The organism is Peribacillus sp. NPDC097224 (assembly GCF_044761985.1).
Taxonomy (GTDB): domain Bacteria; phylum Bacillota; class Bacilli; order Bacillales; family DSM-1321; genus Peribacillus.
In genome coordinates this window covers 344094-360013 of the sequence record NZ_JBIWDK010000001.1, presented here as the reverse complement: position 1 = coordinate 360013, position 15920 = coordinate 344094, and the positions used below count along the sequence as shown (strand labels likewise).

Annotated in this window: 17 protein-coding genes; 1 reads left to right on the top strand and 16 read right to left on the bottom strand. The window is 39.9% G+C overall.

Translation table 11 applies throughout. The features are described from left to right. Window positions 1-6: 6 nt before the first annotated feature. From folE to ACIQXR_RS20535, 8 genes are all read right to left on the bottom strand, one after another. Entirely contained in the window at window positions 7-573 is a 567-nt protein-coding gene (gene folE / locus ACIQXR_RS01855) for a GTP cyclohydrolase I FolE (protein WP_402869176.1), read from the bottom strand. A 285-nt stretch (window positions 574-858) separates the two neighbouring features. Continuing rightward, window positions 859-1131 (bottom strand): HU family DNA-binding protein, encoded by a 273-nt coding sequence (locus ACIQXR_RS01850; protein ID WP_318683240.1) that lies wholly within the window; start codon window positions 1129-1131, stop codon window positions 859-861. A 498-nt stretch (window positions 1132-1629) separates the two neighbouring features. Beyond that, complete coding sequence (gene spoIVA, locus ACIQXR_RS01845) at window positions 1630-3108, bottom strand: stage IV sporulation protein A (RefSeq protein ID WP_402869179.1); 1479 nt, start codon at window positions 3106-3108, stop codon at window positions 1630-1632. 228 nt (window positions 3109-3336) lie between these two features. After that, window positions 3337-4059, bottom strand: a complete 723-nt coding sequence (locus tag ACIQXR_RS01840; protein ID WP_402869181.1) for a hypothetical protein — start codon at window positions 4057-4059, stop codon at window positions 3337-3339. Window positions 4060-4075: 16 nt separating this feature from the next. Continuing rightward, window positions 4076-4273 carry a DUF2768 domain-containing protein gene (locus tag ACIQXR_RS01835; protein WP_402869182.1) on the bottom strand — a complete coding sequence of 66 codons (198 nt, stop codon included), beginning with the start codon at window positions 4271-4273 and terminating at the stop codon, window positions 4076-4078. Window positions 4274-4816: 543 nt separating this feature from the next. Beyond that, window positions 4817-5869 (bottom strand): NAD(P)H-dependent glycerol-3-phosphate dehydrogenase, encoded by a 1053-nt coding sequence (locus tag ACIQXR_RS01830; RefSeq protein ID WP_402869184.1) that lies wholly within the window; start codon window positions 5867-5869, stop codon window positions 4817-4819. A gap of 16 nt (window positions 5870-5885) precedes the next feature. Then, window positions 5886-7196 (bottom strand): ribosome biogenesis GTPase Der, encoded by a 1311-nt coding sequence (gene der / locus ACIQXR_RS01825; protein ID WP_402869186.1) that lies wholly within the window; start codon window positions 7194-7196, stop codon window positions 5886-5888. A gap of 500 nt (window positions 7197-7696) precedes the next feature. Next, a complete protein-coding gene (locus ACIQXR_RS20535; RefSeq protein ID WP_483878321.1) occupies window positions 7697-8317 on the bottom strand; it encodes a YphA family membrane protein in 621 nt (206 codons plus the stop codon). A gap of 115 nt (window positions 8318-8432) precedes the next feature. Between ACIQXR_RS20535 and ACIQXR_RS01815 the strand changes: the two genes are divergently transcribed. Next, window positions 8433-8564, top strand: coding sequence for a YpzI family protein (locus ACIQXR_RS01815; RefSeq protein WP_402869190.1), 132 nt, complete (start codon window positions 8433-8435; stop codon window positions 8562-8564). Between the two features lie 59 nt (window positions 8565-8623). On the opposite strand, the gene fni is transcribed toward ACIQXR_RS01815, so the two are convergent. From fni to sleB, 8 genes are all read right to left on the bottom strand, one after another. Then, window positions 8624-9670 carry a type 2 isopentenyl-diphosphate Delta-isomerase gene (fni, locus tag ACIQXR_RS01810; protein WP_402869192.1) on the bottom strand — a complete coding sequence of 349 codons (1047 nt, stop codon included), beginning with the start codon at window positions 9668-9670 and terminating at the stop codon, window positions 8624-8626. A 20-nt stretch (window positions 9671-9690) separates the two neighbouring features. Continuing rightward, window positions 9691-10827 (bottom strand): 30S ribosomal protein S1, encoded by a 1137-nt coding sequence (rpsA, locus tag ACIQXR_RS01805; protein WP_402869194.1) that lies wholly within the window; start codon window positions 10825-10827, stop codon window positions 9691-9693. A gap of 208 nt (window positions 10828-11035) precedes the next feature. Further along, entirely contained in the window at window positions 11036-11617 is a 582-nt protein-coding gene (locus tag ACIQXR_RS01800) for a lysophospholipid acyltransferase family protein (RefSeq protein WP_402869196.1), read from the bottom strand. A 2-nt stretch (window positions 11618-11619) separates the two neighbouring features. Further along, window positions 11620-12294 carry a (d)CMP kinase gene (cmk, locus tag ACIQXR_RS01795; protein ID WP_402869198.1) on the bottom strand — a complete coding sequence of 225 codons (675 nt, stop codon included), beginning with the start codon at window positions 12292-12294 and terminating at the stop codon, window positions 11620-11622. Window positions 12295-12487: 193 nt separating this feature from the next. Continuing rightward, window positions 12488-12673, bottom strand: coding sequence for a YpfB family protein (locus tag ACIQXR_RS01790; protein ID WP_402869200.1), 186 nt, complete (start codon window positions 12671-12673; stop codon window positions 12488-12490). Between the two features lie 68 nt (window positions 12674-12741). After that, window positions 12742-13401 carry a flagellar brake protein gene (locus tag ACIQXR_RS01785; protein ID WP_402869203.1) on the bottom strand — a complete coding sequence of 220 codons (660 nt, stop codon included), beginning with the start codon at window positions 13399-13401 and terminating at the stop codon, window positions 12742-12744. 182 nt (window positions 13402-13583) lie between these two features. Next, complete coding sequence (gene ypeB, locus ACIQXR_RS01780; RefSeq protein ID WP_402986101.1) at window positions 13584-14939, bottom strand: germination protein YpeB; 1356 nt, start codon at window positions 14937-14939, stop codon at window positions 13584-13586. Window positions 14940-14953: 14 nt separating this feature from the next. Continuing rightward, window positions 14954-15808 carry a spore cortex-lytic enzyme gene (sleB, locus tag ACIQXR_RS01775; RefSeq protein WP_402869207.1) on the bottom strand — a complete coding sequence of 285 codons (855 nt, stop codon included), beginning with the start codon at window positions 15806-15808 and terminating at the stop codon, window positions 14954-14956. Window positions 15809-15920 lie beyond the last annotated feature (112 nt).

The following is a 15920-nucleotide window of genomic DNA, read 5'->3' as shown; positions in this document are numbered from 1 at the left end:
ATATCCTTAGTCTTTAATGAATGCCAATACTTCGGCCCGAGTACGATGGTCCTTTGCAAAAGACCCTCTCACCGCTGAGGTCACTGTTTTAGACCCTGGTTTTTTCACGCCCCGCATGGTCATACACATATGTTCAGCCTCTACTACAACCATCACACCATGTGGCTCCAGCTTCTCCATAATCGCATTTGCGACGGTCGATGTTATGCGTTCTTGCAATTGTGGTCGTTTTGAAACCGCCTCGACAGCTCTGGCTAACTTACTCAAGCCTGTCACTTTTCCGTTTTTAGGGATGTAAGCGACATGGGCTTTCCCGTAAAAAGGCACTAAATGATGCTCACAAACCGAGTAAAAAGGAATATCCTTCACAAGAACAAGCTCTTCATGATCTTCACCAAAAACCGTATCGAAATATTCTTTTGGATCCTGATTCAGCCCTGAAAATATTTCTTCATACATTCTAGCCACGCGCGCTGGAGTATCTAGTAACCCTTCTCTCCCAGGATCTTCCCCAACTGCCTCAAGAAGCATCTTCACCGCTTCTTCTATTTTTGCATGGTCGACATTTGCCATTCCCTTACCCCCTATTTAAATTGAACTAATATGTATTAGAAAAAAACACAAGACAAAACGCCTGGCATTTAATGTTCTTTCATCAAAAGGACTTTTAACCAGTATAAAGATCAATAAATAATTCATGTACCATTCATTGCATTCATTGATACTTATTATTATATTATCTTTTCTTCAGTATTCACTGCCTTTTATAATAGCATAGATAGAAATTAAGAAGCAAAAAAAGACCGCGTATGCACGCGGCCCTTTTTGTCGGTTAAGCACCCGTATGTAATGGTAAAATTACTTCACTGCATCTTTCAGTGCTTTACCAGGTTTGAAAGCTGGCACTTTGCTAGCTGCAATTTCGATTTCGTCACCAGTTTGTGGGTTACGACCTTTACGAGCCGCACGTTCACGAACTTCAAAGTTACCAAAACCGATCAATTGTACTTTATCTCCAGATTTTAGAGCTTCTAAGATTGTATCAAAAACAGCATCAACAGCTTTTGTAGCGTCTTTCTTAGAAATTTCAGTTGCTGTAACAACTTCATTAATTAATTCTGTTTTGTTCATGCCATTCACCTCCTCCCAAAAGGATCTTTATAAAAAATCATTATTACAACACGATAATAGTGATTTGATATTTAATTCAATGGGAACTTTTCCTACTGCTAACCATGTGTAACCTATCTTGAATAATTTTCCAAAAGGACACATCAGCTAAGTTAAAAATAGGTTGAAACCGCTGTTATAACGCGTTTTCTGTATGTAGATTATCACAAATCCTATTCGCTTAGCAAGGGAATTCAAAAAATAATGGGAATCTTTTCATAAAAAATTGTATAATTTATAAATTTTGTCTCCCGCTAATCATCATTTCCCTTTTTTATAGAAAGTAAACTCCTAATCCCACTGAAAATCCCATAACACTAGGGTTTTTAGAGATTCCATTAAAAACTTACTAAAAAATCGTATCGGTCAGATTCTTTTTACCCTTATAAGGACTGATGTAATCCTAACAATAAAAAGACCAATCCCACGAACGGAATTGGTCCCATTTAATATGGTTCCTTATAAAATGATCGCTATTAAACCACCACTACCTTCATTGATGATTCTTTCAAGCGTCTCCTTCAACTTATACCGAGCATTATCTGGCATCATGGCTAGTTTCACCTGAATTCCTTCTCTAACATATGAGCTTAGGCTTCGGCCAAAGATATCGGAATTCCAAATGGAGAGTGGATTATCTTCGAAATCCTGCATTAAATACCTGACTAATTCTTCACTCTGCTTCTCCGTACCAATGATCGGTGAAAACTCTGATTCGACATCTACCTTTATCATATGAATAGATGGGGCAACCGCCTTTAACCTGACCCCGAACCTGGCTCCCTGACGAATGATTTCCGGCTCATCCAAGCTCATATCGTTCAAAGATGGAGCCGCTACACCATATCCGGTTTGCTTAACCATCCTTAAAGCATCTGCTACTTGATCATATTCGGCCTTGGCATATGCAAAGTCCTGCATAAGGGATAGGAGGTGATCCTTGCCACGTATCTCGACACCGACAATTTCCTTCAGGATATCGTCGTAGAGTTCATCTGGGGCATATAAGTCGATTTCAGCCACACCCTGCCCCATTTCTATCCCCGCGAGTGCAGCATGGTCAATAAATTCAAACTCATTAAAATGCCCGACTACCCGGTCAACATCCCTTAGACGTTTGATGTCTTTTACAGTCTCTTTGACCGCTTCCTGATAGCTTTCCCTTAACCAATGGTCTTCTCGGAGGACCATTACCCAACTCGGAAGGTTGACGTTGACTTCAAGAACCGGAAACTCATAGAGAGCTTCACGAAGCACACTGTATACATCCGATTCGCGCATCCCTTCCACACTCATCGCCAATACAGGGATATCGTACTTTTCCTGTAAAGAATCCCTCAGTGCCACCGTATTTGGATGATGGGGTTGCACGGAATTAATGACTATAATAAACGGCTTTCCAACCTCTTTCAATTCTTCGATGACCCTTTCCTCGGCCTCTAAATAATCACTGCGGGGAATTTCACCAATTGTCCCGTCTGTTGTAACCACAATCCCTAAAGTTGAGTGATCCTGGATTACCTTCCGTGTACCAATTTCTGCTGCTTCATTGAAAGGGATCGGTTCTTCGTACCATGGAGTATGAATCATACGGGGCCCATTTTCATCTTCATACCCTTTGGCCCCAGGTATTGTATACCCTACACAATCGACTAATCGAATATTCACTTCTAGACCTTCCGCTACCTGAATGGAGGCTGCCTGGTTAGGCACGAACTTAGGTTCAGTCGTCATGATTGTTCTTCCCGCTGCACTTTGCGGCAGTTCATCTTGAGCTCTTGCTCGGTCTGCTTCTGACGGTATATTCGGAATGACAACAAGCTCCATGAATTTTTTTATAAATGTGGATTTCCCTGTCCTGACAGCTCCAACTACACCTAAATATATGTCTCCACCGGTTCTTTCAGCAATATCTTTAAAAATATCTACCTTTTCCAAGGTATCCCCTCCCGAATTAGCGTTTTGGGATCACGATTATCCATTTACTCATGTTTAGGACACTATATGTCTATGATGTTGTCCGAAAAATTTATTCCGATTATTCCCGTACCCATACTCCTCCACCAACAGATTTTATATAAGGGTTTTTATTTTAAAAGTAAGATAAAATGAAGATAAAGAAATAACCCTTCCCCTACAATATATTTTGTAGAAGAAGGGTTATGACTATTTTGTGAGAAATATTGGGCTTTTACTTTTTTCATCGATGGTATATGGCAGTGAATAAGCTGGAACGAATTCCGAACTATCCACAAGAAGTTCCCGAATATCTTCTCCCGTCTTGATTTTTCCATCATGCTGCTGCAGTACATCATATAAATCCGGTGTGTAATCAACATAAAGATTTCCATCCCCATCCACCACTAAATAAAGGTCCTTTTGTGAGTAGGGGCTCGTAACAGTTGGTGCTTCCTTTAGACCCATCTTTTTATAATCAAGCGTAAAGACATTTTCCGATATCCTCTCTTTATAAGGGGGATACCCGTTACTTTGCTGATATGCCTGCAACCGTAAAGAAATATCTTGAATTTTCTGGGCCATCCGGACATCCAAAAGTTTCACCGTCGGATCGTTCTCTACGTTCACTAAGACATATTGAAAAACCCCTCCCGATTCATAAGCATTATCAGGCGGTTCCGCCATATACCTTGGTGAGATTTTCGTGAACTTGATTACATACTTTTGATAAATCGGAGTGTCCGCTTCTTTCGTCACAATGGGAAGAATCCCGCCTTCGTCTTCCTTAAATTGATCAACAGCGCTTTGAACAGATTGAATTTGTTCTTTATATGGTAATTGATTTTGAACTTTTTGCTTCTGAGGATACAAACAGCCTGTCAATAATCCAGAGATGCATAATAAACATAATATTTTGAAAGAATTTCTCATCATATCTCCTCACCTATTAAGTGGTTGGGCCGCTCAGAACAACGATAAGGATGATCAAGCCGGCTAGAAGCATAAGTATGTATGCAATAATTGCTGTTAAGCCTTTCCAGATTCCTTTTAGTTTATAACGACTTCCATAAATAAGTAGGATAGAGATAACCATAAAGCCCATCGCTATAAAGGATATCCACATTTTTTGCAGAGCTGGTGTCATATCATCTTCACTCCTTTTTCCAGAAATTATTATAACATACCAAATTACGTTAAAGGTATTAAATCGTTGTCCAAACTGTTTAAATTATTGCTCAATTAGCTTTTTCGTTTAAAAATAATGTTTAAAAAGTTAAGAAAAGAATAACCAGTTTGACAAAATAACAGCCCAGCAACAACTTTTTTCATGAAGGATGCTATAGTCATTCACTTAGCCGAAAAGAGGCCAACACATGGTTTTGAATTGTTTCATAGCCCACACTTCCACACGTCCAAAACCCTCTTGTGGAGTCACGATTCGAGTGATGATGAGTTCCCTTGGTTAACATTTACTGCTGACAGGGGAAAAACTTGAACATATGAAGGATATTTCTCCATAAAAAAAAGCAGAAGATAATAAGATATCTTCTGCCATTTGACTAAATCCCCCGTGCCGAGGTCAAATTACTAGTTTACTTTCGTTGCATTGTATGCTGATACCTTGTAACTCGCATCCTCAAATGCCCATTTTAATGAAATTCTTTTAACAGATTTACAGTCCATGGAATTATTTTTCCTGTCTATTATCCAATATGTTAAAAAGTTCTTCCATTTCATTGGTTTTTGAACGGTTCATCAAGAGATCAACAGCCTTCTTCACTTCTTCCCCATTAAATAACACACGATATAGGGCTTCAGTGATTGGCATGTTCACATCATACTTATGAGCTAGCTGATAGGCTGCTTTAGTCGTTCTGACACCTTCAACGACCATACCCATATTTTCTAATACTTCTTCTAGGTTTTGCCCTTTACCAAGCAAATTTCCGGCTCTCCAGTTCCGAGAGTGCACGCTTGTACATGTCACAATCAAATCGCCGATGCCAGCTAAACCTGAAAATGTAAGGGGATTGGCACCCATTGCAACTCCTAGTCGAGAAATTTCCGCCAGTCCACGCGTAATCAAGGCAGCCTTTGCATTATCCCCATAACCCAAACCATCCGTTATTCCGGCAGCCAAAGCTATGATGTTCTTCAAGGCTCCTCCGATTTCAACACCAACCAAATCCGGGTTCGTATAGACACGGAAAGAATGATTGATAAAAAGGTCTTGAACCTTTTCTGCGGCTTTCATATTTTTAGATGATACGGCAACCGTTGTTGGATGGCGCTTACTTACCTCTTCAGCATGGCTTGGCCCAGAAAGGACCACTATATCTTTAAGCCATTCCGGCGAAGAGACTTCTTCAATCATCTCGGAAATACGAAGTAGAGAATCTGGCTCGATACCTTTACTCACATGTACAATCGTTAACGGAATATCGTGAACCGCTTCAATTTGCCCAAGCACTTCACGATAGGCTTTAGTCGGAACAGCCAAAATAACGATTTCAATGCCACTTAAAGCCTTCTCCATGGAGGAATAGCCCTTAATCCCCAATGGCAGCTCAATGCCTGGCAAATATTTATTATTGGTATGTTCTACATTTATTTCATCAATCTGCTTCGGGTTATGTCCCCATAATCTCACTTCATGCTGGTTATCGGCTAACACCATGGCTAGAGCGGTTCCCCAGCTACCGGCACCAATAACAGCGATGCTTTCTTTTTCATTCACCATTGTACATACCGCCTTTCTATTTTCTTTGGCGTCCAAAAATCCGTATCGGCGTTCCTTCGAATCCAAAGGCATCCCGAATACGATTTTCTAAAAATCTCTCATATGAGAAATGCATTAACTCTGGATCATTAACGAATACAACGAAAGTAGGCGGCTTGATTGCCACTTGTGTCGCATAGTAAATTTTCAAACGGTTACCATTATGTGTAGGTGTTGGATTCATGGCCACTGCATCCATAACCACTTCATTCAGGATATTTGTTTGAACGCGTATAGCATGGTTTTCGCTAGCTCGATCAATGACCGGCAACAATGTATGCGTGCGTTTCTTAGTTAGGGCAGATAGATAAATAATCGGAGCGTAATCAAGGAATTGGAAATTATCCCGGATTTTTTCTTCAAATTCCTTCATCGTCTTTTCGTCTTTCTCGATGGCATCCCATTTATTGACCACGATGATAACCGCTCTACCCGCTTCATCAGCATATCCAGCAATTTTCTTGTCCTGTTCGCGGATGCCTTCCTCCGCATTCAGAACGACAAGAACAACATCAGAGCGTTCAATTGCTCTTAAAGCACGAAGAACACTATATTTCTCTGTGCTTTCATACACTTTCCCTTTTTTCCTCATACCTGCCGTATCAATGATGACATACTCTTTGCCATTGAATTTGTACGGTGAATCAATTGCATCACGTGTCGTACCTTCGATATCACTTACGATAACACGTTCTTCCCCCAATAAAGCATTCACTAGGGATGATTTACCGACATTTGGGCGTCCGATCAGACTGAATTTGATTACGTCGTCAGCATAATCCTGGCCACCGTATTTAGGGAAATGTTTAGCGGCTTCATCCAACAGATCACCAAGCCCCAGTCCATGTGAACCTGAAATTGGGAATGGATCGCCAAAACCTAGAGCATAGAAATCATAAATTTGATCTCTCATTTCTGGGTTGTCCACTTTATTGACAGCAAGAACGACTGGCTTTTTCGATCTATAGAGGATTTTAGCAACCTCTTCATCTGCTGGAGTTACACCTTCACGTCCATTCGTCATGAAGATGATAACATCTGCTTCATCAATGGCGATTTCAGCCTGCGAACGAATTTGTTCCAGGAATGGCTCATCACCGATGTCGATTCCACCTGTATCAATGATATTAAAGTCATGAGTTAACCATTCACCTGAACTATAAATCCTGTCTCTTGTTACTCCTGGAACGTCCTCAACGATTGAAACACGTTCTCCCACTATTCTATTAAAGATTGTTGATTTACCAACGTTTGGCCGACCAACTATCGCAATTACCGGTTTTGGCATTGCTATTCACCCTTTCTGCTACTATATCTCTGTCAAAGTCACGAAATTCATGAATGCATTCTTTTAATATTTCATCTGCACTGTGATTTTCATTAATTCCTTTTTAAGGAAAAGGCTGTATGGATCATCATATAAAGGAAACTTCCATCAGTACAAGAAAATACCTATACTGTTGGCAAGTTAAACGTATCAAGTATATACAGGCATGAGTCCGCCTATCCCCTTGTTCCTAAGAGAACATATGGCAAATCCGCTGCTTGCTAAACATGATTAAAAACAGCCAAGAAAAAATGAAGACAGCCAAAAAACACCTTCGGCAACAGCTTCCATTTAATATAATTAGAGCACTTTACGATTTATCTACAGACCTCTAACTATCCTATAGTACCAAATTTCTCACTAATCAACAATGATTGTATGCATAAAAGCCCATTCTCCTACAATATTCCCCGCAAAAACTCCTTATGAAAAGTATTATATTAAACAAATTTTCATCCTATCTATTGGGTAAAGTTCTCCTTCCTTTCCTCCGACAATACCCTTGCTTGTGATGATGCAAAAATATATCCACATAAGACCTCGAGCAATCGCCAAAGAGCATTGGTCGTCAATACCATGACTACATTATCATGCCATGCATAAGATAGCGCCACGTAAGTCATCGAATGGAAATGAAGGAGGCCTGAATACACAAGATCGCCCAGCGTCATTCCTAACAACAGTACCGACATGCGCGATTTCCAGTCTTTAAACAGTATGAGAATCAAATAATTCAGGAAAATGCAAAGAAGATAGGGCGCCTTGATAAATAGCCAAATGGGATCTAGTAAAGAGAACAACTGAAAACTTGCATAGGCCAGAGTGACAATCAAACTTCCTATAACAAGCTCTATTGTTTTCAAGGGAGATCGCTTTCTTATGTATACACACAGAATAAGAAAAAGATATAGCCCACTAATATGCATAGTAAAGGAGGATACCTCAAGGGTATATCCCACAAGGACCATGATAGCTAACAGATGGAAAAGGAAATCGAATCGATAGGCAACGGTTTTGGGAATAAAAAACATGACACATACCCACACTATCCATGAAACCCAATAAAAAAATATTCCATCCATAATAGCTTCTCCCCTTTTTAAGAAACATTATGGGTTATTTATGGTAAGAATAAACATGGCGATTTTTTTGATAAGTTACTAAATGCATGCCTGACAATAAAGGAGGTGTAATCTCGTGGGCAAAGACCGCCAAGAAAAGAAATTAAGGGAAAGCAAACGTTTGGAATCGGATCGGGACCAGTCCCTCGATAAAAAAGGGGCAACCAAGCTGGAAAGTCCTGAAGATGCAAGAAATAGAAACCATTGACCACTAAAAAAAGAGCACCTCTATTGTCATGATAACAATAGATGGTGCTTCTTTTATTGTCATTTTGCATAGGAAGTGCAGTCTATCCCTCTTTGAGTCAACCAGTGATAGGTATCACCGGAGATCACGACCTTTGCCTTTCTAAGCTCGGAAATATTAATAGCACCAAGTGCCGTCATAATAATCTTAAAATCGTCATGTATGTAATTTATTTCCCTAATCAGCTGCTCTAAACCGCTTTCTTTGTGCACCTTCAAGAAATGGCCAGCTATCCCTATTCCTCTTGCTCCTAAAGCTAAGCTTTTGGCAATCTCTAAAGGATTCTGAATACCGCCTGAACCCACGACTGACAATGCGGGTGAAACATTTACCGCTTCTACTATGGAAGCAGCAGTGGGAATACCCCATTCATTAAAATATCCGAGTATTTTGGAGCGTCTTTCATTTTCAATCCTAGCAAAATTCGTTCCACCGAAACCGCCCACATCTATTATGGAAACTCCAACAGAATGCAATTGCTCTACGGTTTCCTTACTCATGCCAAACCCTACTTCTTTTATTATGAGTGGAACTCCTAAATTTTTATTGATTTCTTCTATCCTAGACAGTATACCTGCAAAATCCCTATCTCCTTCAGGCATGGTCAACTCTTGAATGGCATTGATATGAATCTGGAATGCATCAGCCTCAATCATATCGCTCGCTCGCTTTGCTTGTTCAACAGTGGCTTCACCACCAAGATTTCCAATGAGGATTCCATTAGGATTCTCTTGTCTTACCACTTTATATGAAGCTTCCTGACTTGGATCTTTAATGGCTCCCATTTGTGAACCGACTGCCATTGCCATTCCAGTTTCCCTGGCAGCAATGGCCAGTTCCCTATTGATTTTTTCAGTTTCCAGTCCACCGCCGCCGGTCATGGCATTTATGAAAATTGGCGAACTTAATGTAAGTCCGCCAATTTCCACCGTAATATCCACATTATCCAATGAAATCCCAGGTAAGCTTTGGTGAACAAACGAAACATCTTCAAACCCGGATTTACGTTGCTGGCCTGTTTTCAATGCAATGTTTATATGGTCTAATTTTCGTTGTGCTCTCTCCAAGGCTCTCTCCAATTATTATCTTATTTTAGTTTTTTTAATTGATCGCCAATCATTTCACCAAGCTGGAACCCTTTTGTTTCAGCTGGAATTTCATAATCCGACGAGTAATTAGATTGTGGATCTTCCAGTTCTTTGATGCTTAATGATAACCGTTGATCCGCTTCATTGACGTCCAAAATCTTCACTTTGACCGACTGACCCTCTTGCAGGACTTCCTGCGGTGTTGCTATATGTTTGTGAGATATCTGTGAAATATGGACCAATCCTTCCACTCCGGGAAAGATTTCAACAAAGGCACCGAAGGAAACAAGACGTTTAACTACACCTTCTTGTATCGATCCTTTTGCTGCTTTATCAGCGATATCCACCCATGGACCAGGAAGGGTGTCCTTTATGGATAAAGAAATTCTCTCGTTATCACGGTCAATCGAAAGAACCTTCACCTGTACTTTATCGCCTTCAGTCACGACATCTGACGCTTTATCGACATGTTGGTGAGACAGTTGAGAAATATGAACAAGTCCGTCTACGCCACCAATATCAACAAAAGCTCCGAAATCGGTTATTCTTTGTACAGTTCCCTCAATCACTTGGCCACTTTCAATTCCATCAAGAACACTAGCTTTCTGCTTTTCCTTTTGCTCCTGTACAACTGCCCGATGGGAAAGAATCAAACGGTTCTTATCCTTCTCTAGTTCGACAATCTTGAATGTTAAAGTTCGGTTTTTGTAATCAGAAAAGTCCTCAACAAAGTAGTCTTCTACTAAAGAAGCTGGAACAAAACCACGTACGCCTAGATCTACAACAAGTCCGCCTTTGACAACATCTTTGATTTCTGCTTCAAATACGACTCCATTTTCAAATTTTTCTTCTAGGTCATCCCACGCTTTAAGAGCATCAATTTTACGTTTTGATAGAATAAGAGCTTCTTCTTCCACTTTGATAACTTCAAGCTCTAAGATGTCTCCTTCTGAAACGGCATCAGATGCTTTTTCGACATGCAGGCTTGACAACTCACTGATAGGAATGATCCCACCGGACTTGCTGTTTTCCACATCGACAATGACCTGTTTTTCTTCTACCTTTGAAACGGTTGCTTTAACTTGATCCCCAACATTGTAATTGTTCACTTCTACTTGATTCATATCTTCTGTCATTACTAACTCCTCCTTAACCCATGACTGATCAGCAAATTCATCGGCCATATATTTTATTTAAAGTGATTGGATAAATACACTTTTTATAAAGATAAACCAGCCTCTTTTTAGGGCAAAAAGGTCAAATTACCTTTTTTATTCCTATAAAGGAATATTACCCCTAATTTATAAATTCTAACAAAATCAGTGAATTGTCAAGCGGAAAGGATTATTTATGTTCAGAAATCAATTTTCCGATATGCGCCATAACGATCTTGGTCGCTTCATCAGCTGAAATCCTTTTCTCCCGATATTCTGTAAAGTCAATTGGTGGGCCGTAAACGACCTTTAGAGGGCGCAATAATTTATATGGTCCAATTATCGCACAAGGAATTATCACAGCTTCGGATCGCAATGCGAAAAAACCGGCTCCTGCCAATCCTTCTTGCAATTCACCCGTTTTGCTTCTGGTACCTTCGGGAAATAGCCCAAGTACTTTGCCTTCTTTTAAAAGCTTCAGCCCTTTTCTAAGTGATTCCCGATCGCTATTTCCCCGCTTAACGGGAAAAGCGTTTACCCTAGGTAATATACCCTTTAATATAGGTGCATGAAACAACTCTTCCTTCGCCATGAAGTGAATATCCCTTGGAGACGTCATTCCGACGACGGGCGGGTCCAAATTATCAATGTGATTGGCACAAATCAGCACCCCTCCCTCTTTAGGTATATTTTCCTTCCCTAACGTTTTAACCCTATAAGCAGGCATTAAAACGCCTTTTACGACGTTTTTACCAAAAGTATAAAAATCCAAGGTCATCTTTTCCTTTCTTCTATCAATGACATGATACTTTCTGCCACTTCTTGGATGGAAAGCGAAGTCGTGTCAATCTCGACAGCATCCTCTGCCTTTTTCAAAGGGGAAACTTCTCTCTCGGAGTCGAGCTTGTCCCTAGTTGCAATTTCTTCTTTTAAGATCTCAATATCAGAAGGGAATCCTTTTAGTAGATTTTCCTGATGTCTTCGCTGAGCCCTTTCATCCACAGAGGCAATTAGGAATACCTTAACCTCGGCATTCGGCAGTACATGGGTACCTATATCTCTGCCGTCCATGACCACTCCGCCATTTTCACCAAACATTTGCTGCCTTCTAACCATTTCTTCCCGAATGCTTCTGTGCTTTGCCACTTCTGAGACAGACCCAGTCACTTCATTGTTTCTAATTTGAGCGGTAACATCCTCATTATCCACAAACACCAATTGTCCCGCTTCACTCGGTCTTAAAGATATATCGGTATCAATCAACATATTGAATAAAGCGTTCTCATCATTCAGGGCAACCCCGTGATTCAACGCTTTATAAGTTAATGACCGGTACATCGCACCTGTATCTACATATATGTAATTGAACTTTTCTGCAACAATTTTTGCAACCGTACTTTTTCCAGCAGCAGCTGGTCCATCGATTGCAACTGATAATTTTTTTGTCATAAATCCTCCCAAGAATCCTACGATCATGATGATAGTTTACTACCCCTTCATTTTATCACAATTAGCGAGAAAAAGATTAATAAAAGGGCGTGTCAATTGAAAATCACGTCTGTTTAAAACACCTTATCGGTATTTATCCGAGATTCCTTGCTAAAGGCGTGTTCATCTAGAAAAAGGCGGGAATCCCGCGCTTTTATTTTGATGTCCCATTAAAGGTTTCAATAATTTTAGTATAGTTATTTGTATTGACCCCTTCATACTTTGAAAGCTTTGTCAGCTCAAAGATGCGATCTTCCTTACTTAGAAGAAGTTGAAAAAAAAGCAAACAGATTAGTTGGATGATTATCACTTTAATTAAAAGCCTTTCAATTGTTTTCATGAACTGTCCCTTCCAAACTAGGTAATACAATCAGTATGGAAAGAAATCCGACTTCTCATTCACCTCAATTACATATACAGACCTTTTTTCTTCAAGTCCACTTGCTTTTCAAAAATGAACCTCATCAATGTTTGAACCTCATTTCTTGGAGGGTCTATAAATTGAATATGAAGTAACCTATTGCCATGGTCCTTCTCCGTCACCCTTATCACTTTACTTTTCAACCGCAAGTATTGAATTTCCCCTGACTTTAATGTAAGGGCCATCCATAGATATAGTTCTGAGACAGATCCGATATCCACCCCTTTTAAAAGCCTGATTGAAGCCCCACCCGCACTGATGTCCTCGGTCAGGGCTCGGAATGGGGAAAACTCATACTGTATGGGATGCAATGCGATATCCACCGTTACATCAAGACGGACATACTGTCTCCTCTGAATTTTCACAAACGTCTCTACTTCGGGTACCATTAGTTGAATCATCGGGATTTGCCCTTTCACTTTGCCCAATACCTCGGAATCAAAAATATAAACGGCTTGTTCCTCATCCGTAAAGGAAATGTTCAGTTGAGTTCCATCCACTAGAAATACAACTTTTCCCGTCTCGATATTTATGGGGTAGTCTACGTAAACGCAACCAGATTCCATTTCTACGACCATACATTTAAACTTTTCCTTTTGGGAAGAGTATTTTTGCTCTAGCGTCAGCATATCGCCTATTTTAAACATTGTGTCTACACGTCCTTCGTTATTCTTAAAAAGGATCACCACTGAAGGAATTAATGAAATTAAACCCTTAATTTATTCCACATAATCCATAAAAAGTTTATTTGTATTATGTCATGGAAATGGAAAAAGGAAAAGTACCTAGGCACTTTTCCCTATATTTATTTTAGATATTAGTGTGGATGTTAGATTAACTTTTCATAAACAGGTTCTGCATTTTTCAATTTTTCTACCTTTTCTTCCCTGCCGTTGTCAGCATTAATGAAAATTCGGTAGGTATCTTCCTTAATCGTTCCAAGAAACTCGTAACAAAGTACCTCTTCACCTATGTCATTTATAATTAAAGCCTTTCCCTGCTCCATGATTTTGACGTTCGGATTAATTTTTTCTTTCGCTTCTTTTTCTGTAATTGTGGCATCACCAATATCCCTAATCTTATTTGCTTTTAAATATTCTTCTGCAGAAAATCCGATGATGGATCCATCGTCCAAAGCCACTTTTACCTTGACCGAGTCTGGGTAAACCCTTATTCCATTGACAGTAGAGACAAAATTAAACAGACCTATGTGACCATATTGCACACTTTCAAACAACTCAAGCGATCTAAAGTCATGTTTCTTAAGAAAAGCGGATGCTTTACCGTAAGCTTGATTTAAATCAATATTCGTTTTTTGCACCTCCCGATTATTGATATACCAGATGGGATAACCACCCTTTTTGGTCATATCCATATTCACCTCGGTATCCTTTTCCTTATCCAGGATACTTATGCTATAAAATCCATAATCAGAGCCTTTTCCGTTTTCTTCAACATTTACTTTTACATTTTCACTTTGATTATTTGAATACGCTCGCGCGGCCGTGACAGCCTCTTTTTTCGTCAATGCTTTCCCGTTTAAATTTTGATAATTTTTGTCCTTCTGCTCTGCAGAGATATATGTTGGATTCATTTCATTCGTTTCACCATATCCTGCGACTTTTTTCTCTACCGTTTTAAACCCATCAATGATTGTATTATCATTATTCTCTTTTCCCGTCGCTAGTGCTAACTCGACATCCATCCATCTTAAATTATTTTTAAGTACAAGATATTGCACTTTTCTTAACTCACCTTGAATATCTCCAGCTTGAGTATACAAAGAATTTAAATTCGCGTATTCTTTATCGCTCAGCGGCTGCTTTTCCAAATCACGAACCGCAGTTCGGTAACTGAAGTCTGCGATTTTCGATAAAAATTCTTCTGTCTTATTAAAAGGAAGTAAGGTCAGTGGCAGCTGCCCAACATCACTCTGTGCCTCAGAAGTGATTCGCCAAACGTCGGTAAGGGCTGGACTTAAAGAATGTTGTGAATTCATGGCGAGCGTACTCCCAATTTTGTCATGTAATAGGTCCACCTGATAGCTTAAATCATGAAAGGCCCGCTGATACGTGTTTTCGGCATTAATTAATACAGCATTTTTTTCTTTATGTTCTTGGTATCCCCAAAAGGCAGTTCCTCCAACGACTAAAACAAGCAGGACAATTACTATATTCCTAACCATAATTCATCACCTCTTTACTTACAGAAAATATGCTTTCCGATTTTTTTAATTTGTGGTCTGGACCAAATCCACTTGCTTGTTGCTGTTTCAGGATTGAAATAATATTCCGCATTACCGCTTGGGTCCCAACCGTTAATCGCATCCAAGACCGCTTCTTTCGCCCTTTCGTTCGGAGTCAACCAAATTTGCCCATCCGCAACTGCCGTGAACGCACGAGGCTCAAAAATCACGCCTGAAACGGTATTTGGGAACGAAGCGCTCTCCACCCTATTGAGGATCACTGCTGCCACTGCAACCTGCCCTGTATATGGTTCGCCTCTGGATTCCCCATATACGGCATTTGCCATCAGTTGGATATCATTCTGTGAATATCCTCCTGGAAGGTTCGCAGATGTAGCGGTACCTGTAGACTTATTATCCGATGTAGAGTCATTCGCCTTACTTGTTGAGGCATTCTCTTTATCTTTAACTTTTACTTGCTTATCAATGTCGACTCCCCCGTAATAGGTAAACTCATTTCCTTTATTGATCTGGTCATGGACAAATTCCTTATTGAAATTAGATGCATCTGAAAGTTTCTTTTTTGTCGTTGACCCTGCAAGACCGTCGATTGGCAGGCCGAAGTCTTCTTGGAAATTACGTAGTGCCCAATAAGTTCCCCAGCCATATGCCCCATCGATTTTCCCTTGATAATAACCAATGTTTTGTAAGCGTGCCTGTAATTCAATTACATCATCGCCAACAGCGCCCCTTTGAATAACTTGACTCGAAAAGGCATTTGTTCTTGTTTCCGGGAAAATTCCGAAACAAATCGTTATGCATGAAAGTAGCAAGAGCCATTTCCACGTTGACGAAATTCCTTTCATCAAAAACACTCCTCTTTACTTGAATTAACGTTATTCTATTTTCTTCTTAACCCGCGCTTTTATTCCAAGGCAATAAAAAACGGAGTGGGCAAATTATGCCAACACTCCGAAATAA

Excerpts from the sequence above, each read along its gene's own strand:
- folE (WP_402869176.1), bottom strand. The coding sequence starts at position 573 with ATGGCAAATGTCGACCATGCAAAAATAGAAGAAGCGGTGAAGATGCTT.
- ACIQXR_RS01850 (WP_318683240.1), bottom strand. The coding sequence starts at position 1,131 with ATGAACAAAACAGAATTAATTAATGAAGTTGTTACAGCAACTGAAATT.
- ACIQXR_RS01840 (WP_402869181.1), bottom strand. The coding sequence starts at position 4,059 with ATGAGAAATTCTTTCAAAATATTATGTTTATTATGCATCTCTGGATTA.
- ACIQXR_RS01835 (WP_402869182.1), bottom strand. The coding sequence starts at position 4,273 with ATGACACCAGCTCTGCAAAAAATGTGGATATCCTTTATAGCGATGGGC.
- ACIQXR_RS01830 (WP_402869184.1), bottom strand. The coding sequence starts at position 5,869 with ATGGTGAATGAAAAAGAAAGCATCGCTGTTATTGGTGCCGGTAGCTGG.
- der (WP_402869186.1), bottom strand. The coding sequence starts at position 7,196 with ATGCCAAAACCGGTAATTGCGATAGTTGGTCGGCCAAACGTTGGTAAA.
- ACIQXR_RS20535 (WP_483878321.1), bottom strand. The coding sequence starts at position 8,317 with ATGGATGGAATATTTTTTTATTGGGTTTCATGGATAGTGTGGGTATGT.
- rpsA (WP_402869194.1), bottom strand. The coding sequence starts at position 10,827 with ATGACAGAAGATATGAATCAAGTAGAAGTGAACAATTACAATGTTGGG.
- cmk (WP_402869198.1), bottom strand. The coding sequence starts at position 12,294 with ATGACAAAAAAATTATCAGTTGCAATCGATGGACCAGCTGCTGCTGGA.
- ACIQXR_RS01790 (WP_402869200.1), bottom strand. The coding sequence starts at position 12,673 with ATGAAAACAATTGAAAGGCTTTTAATTAAAGTGATAATCATCCAACTA.
- ACIQXR_RS01785 (WP_402869203.1), bottom strand. The coding sequence starts at position 13,401 with ATGTTTAAAATAGGCGATATGCTGACGCTAGAGCAAAAATACTCTTCC.
- ypeB (WP_402986101.1), bottom strand. The coding sequence starts at position 14,939 with ATGGTTAGGAATATAGTAATTGTCCTGCTTGTTTTAGTCGTTGGAGGA.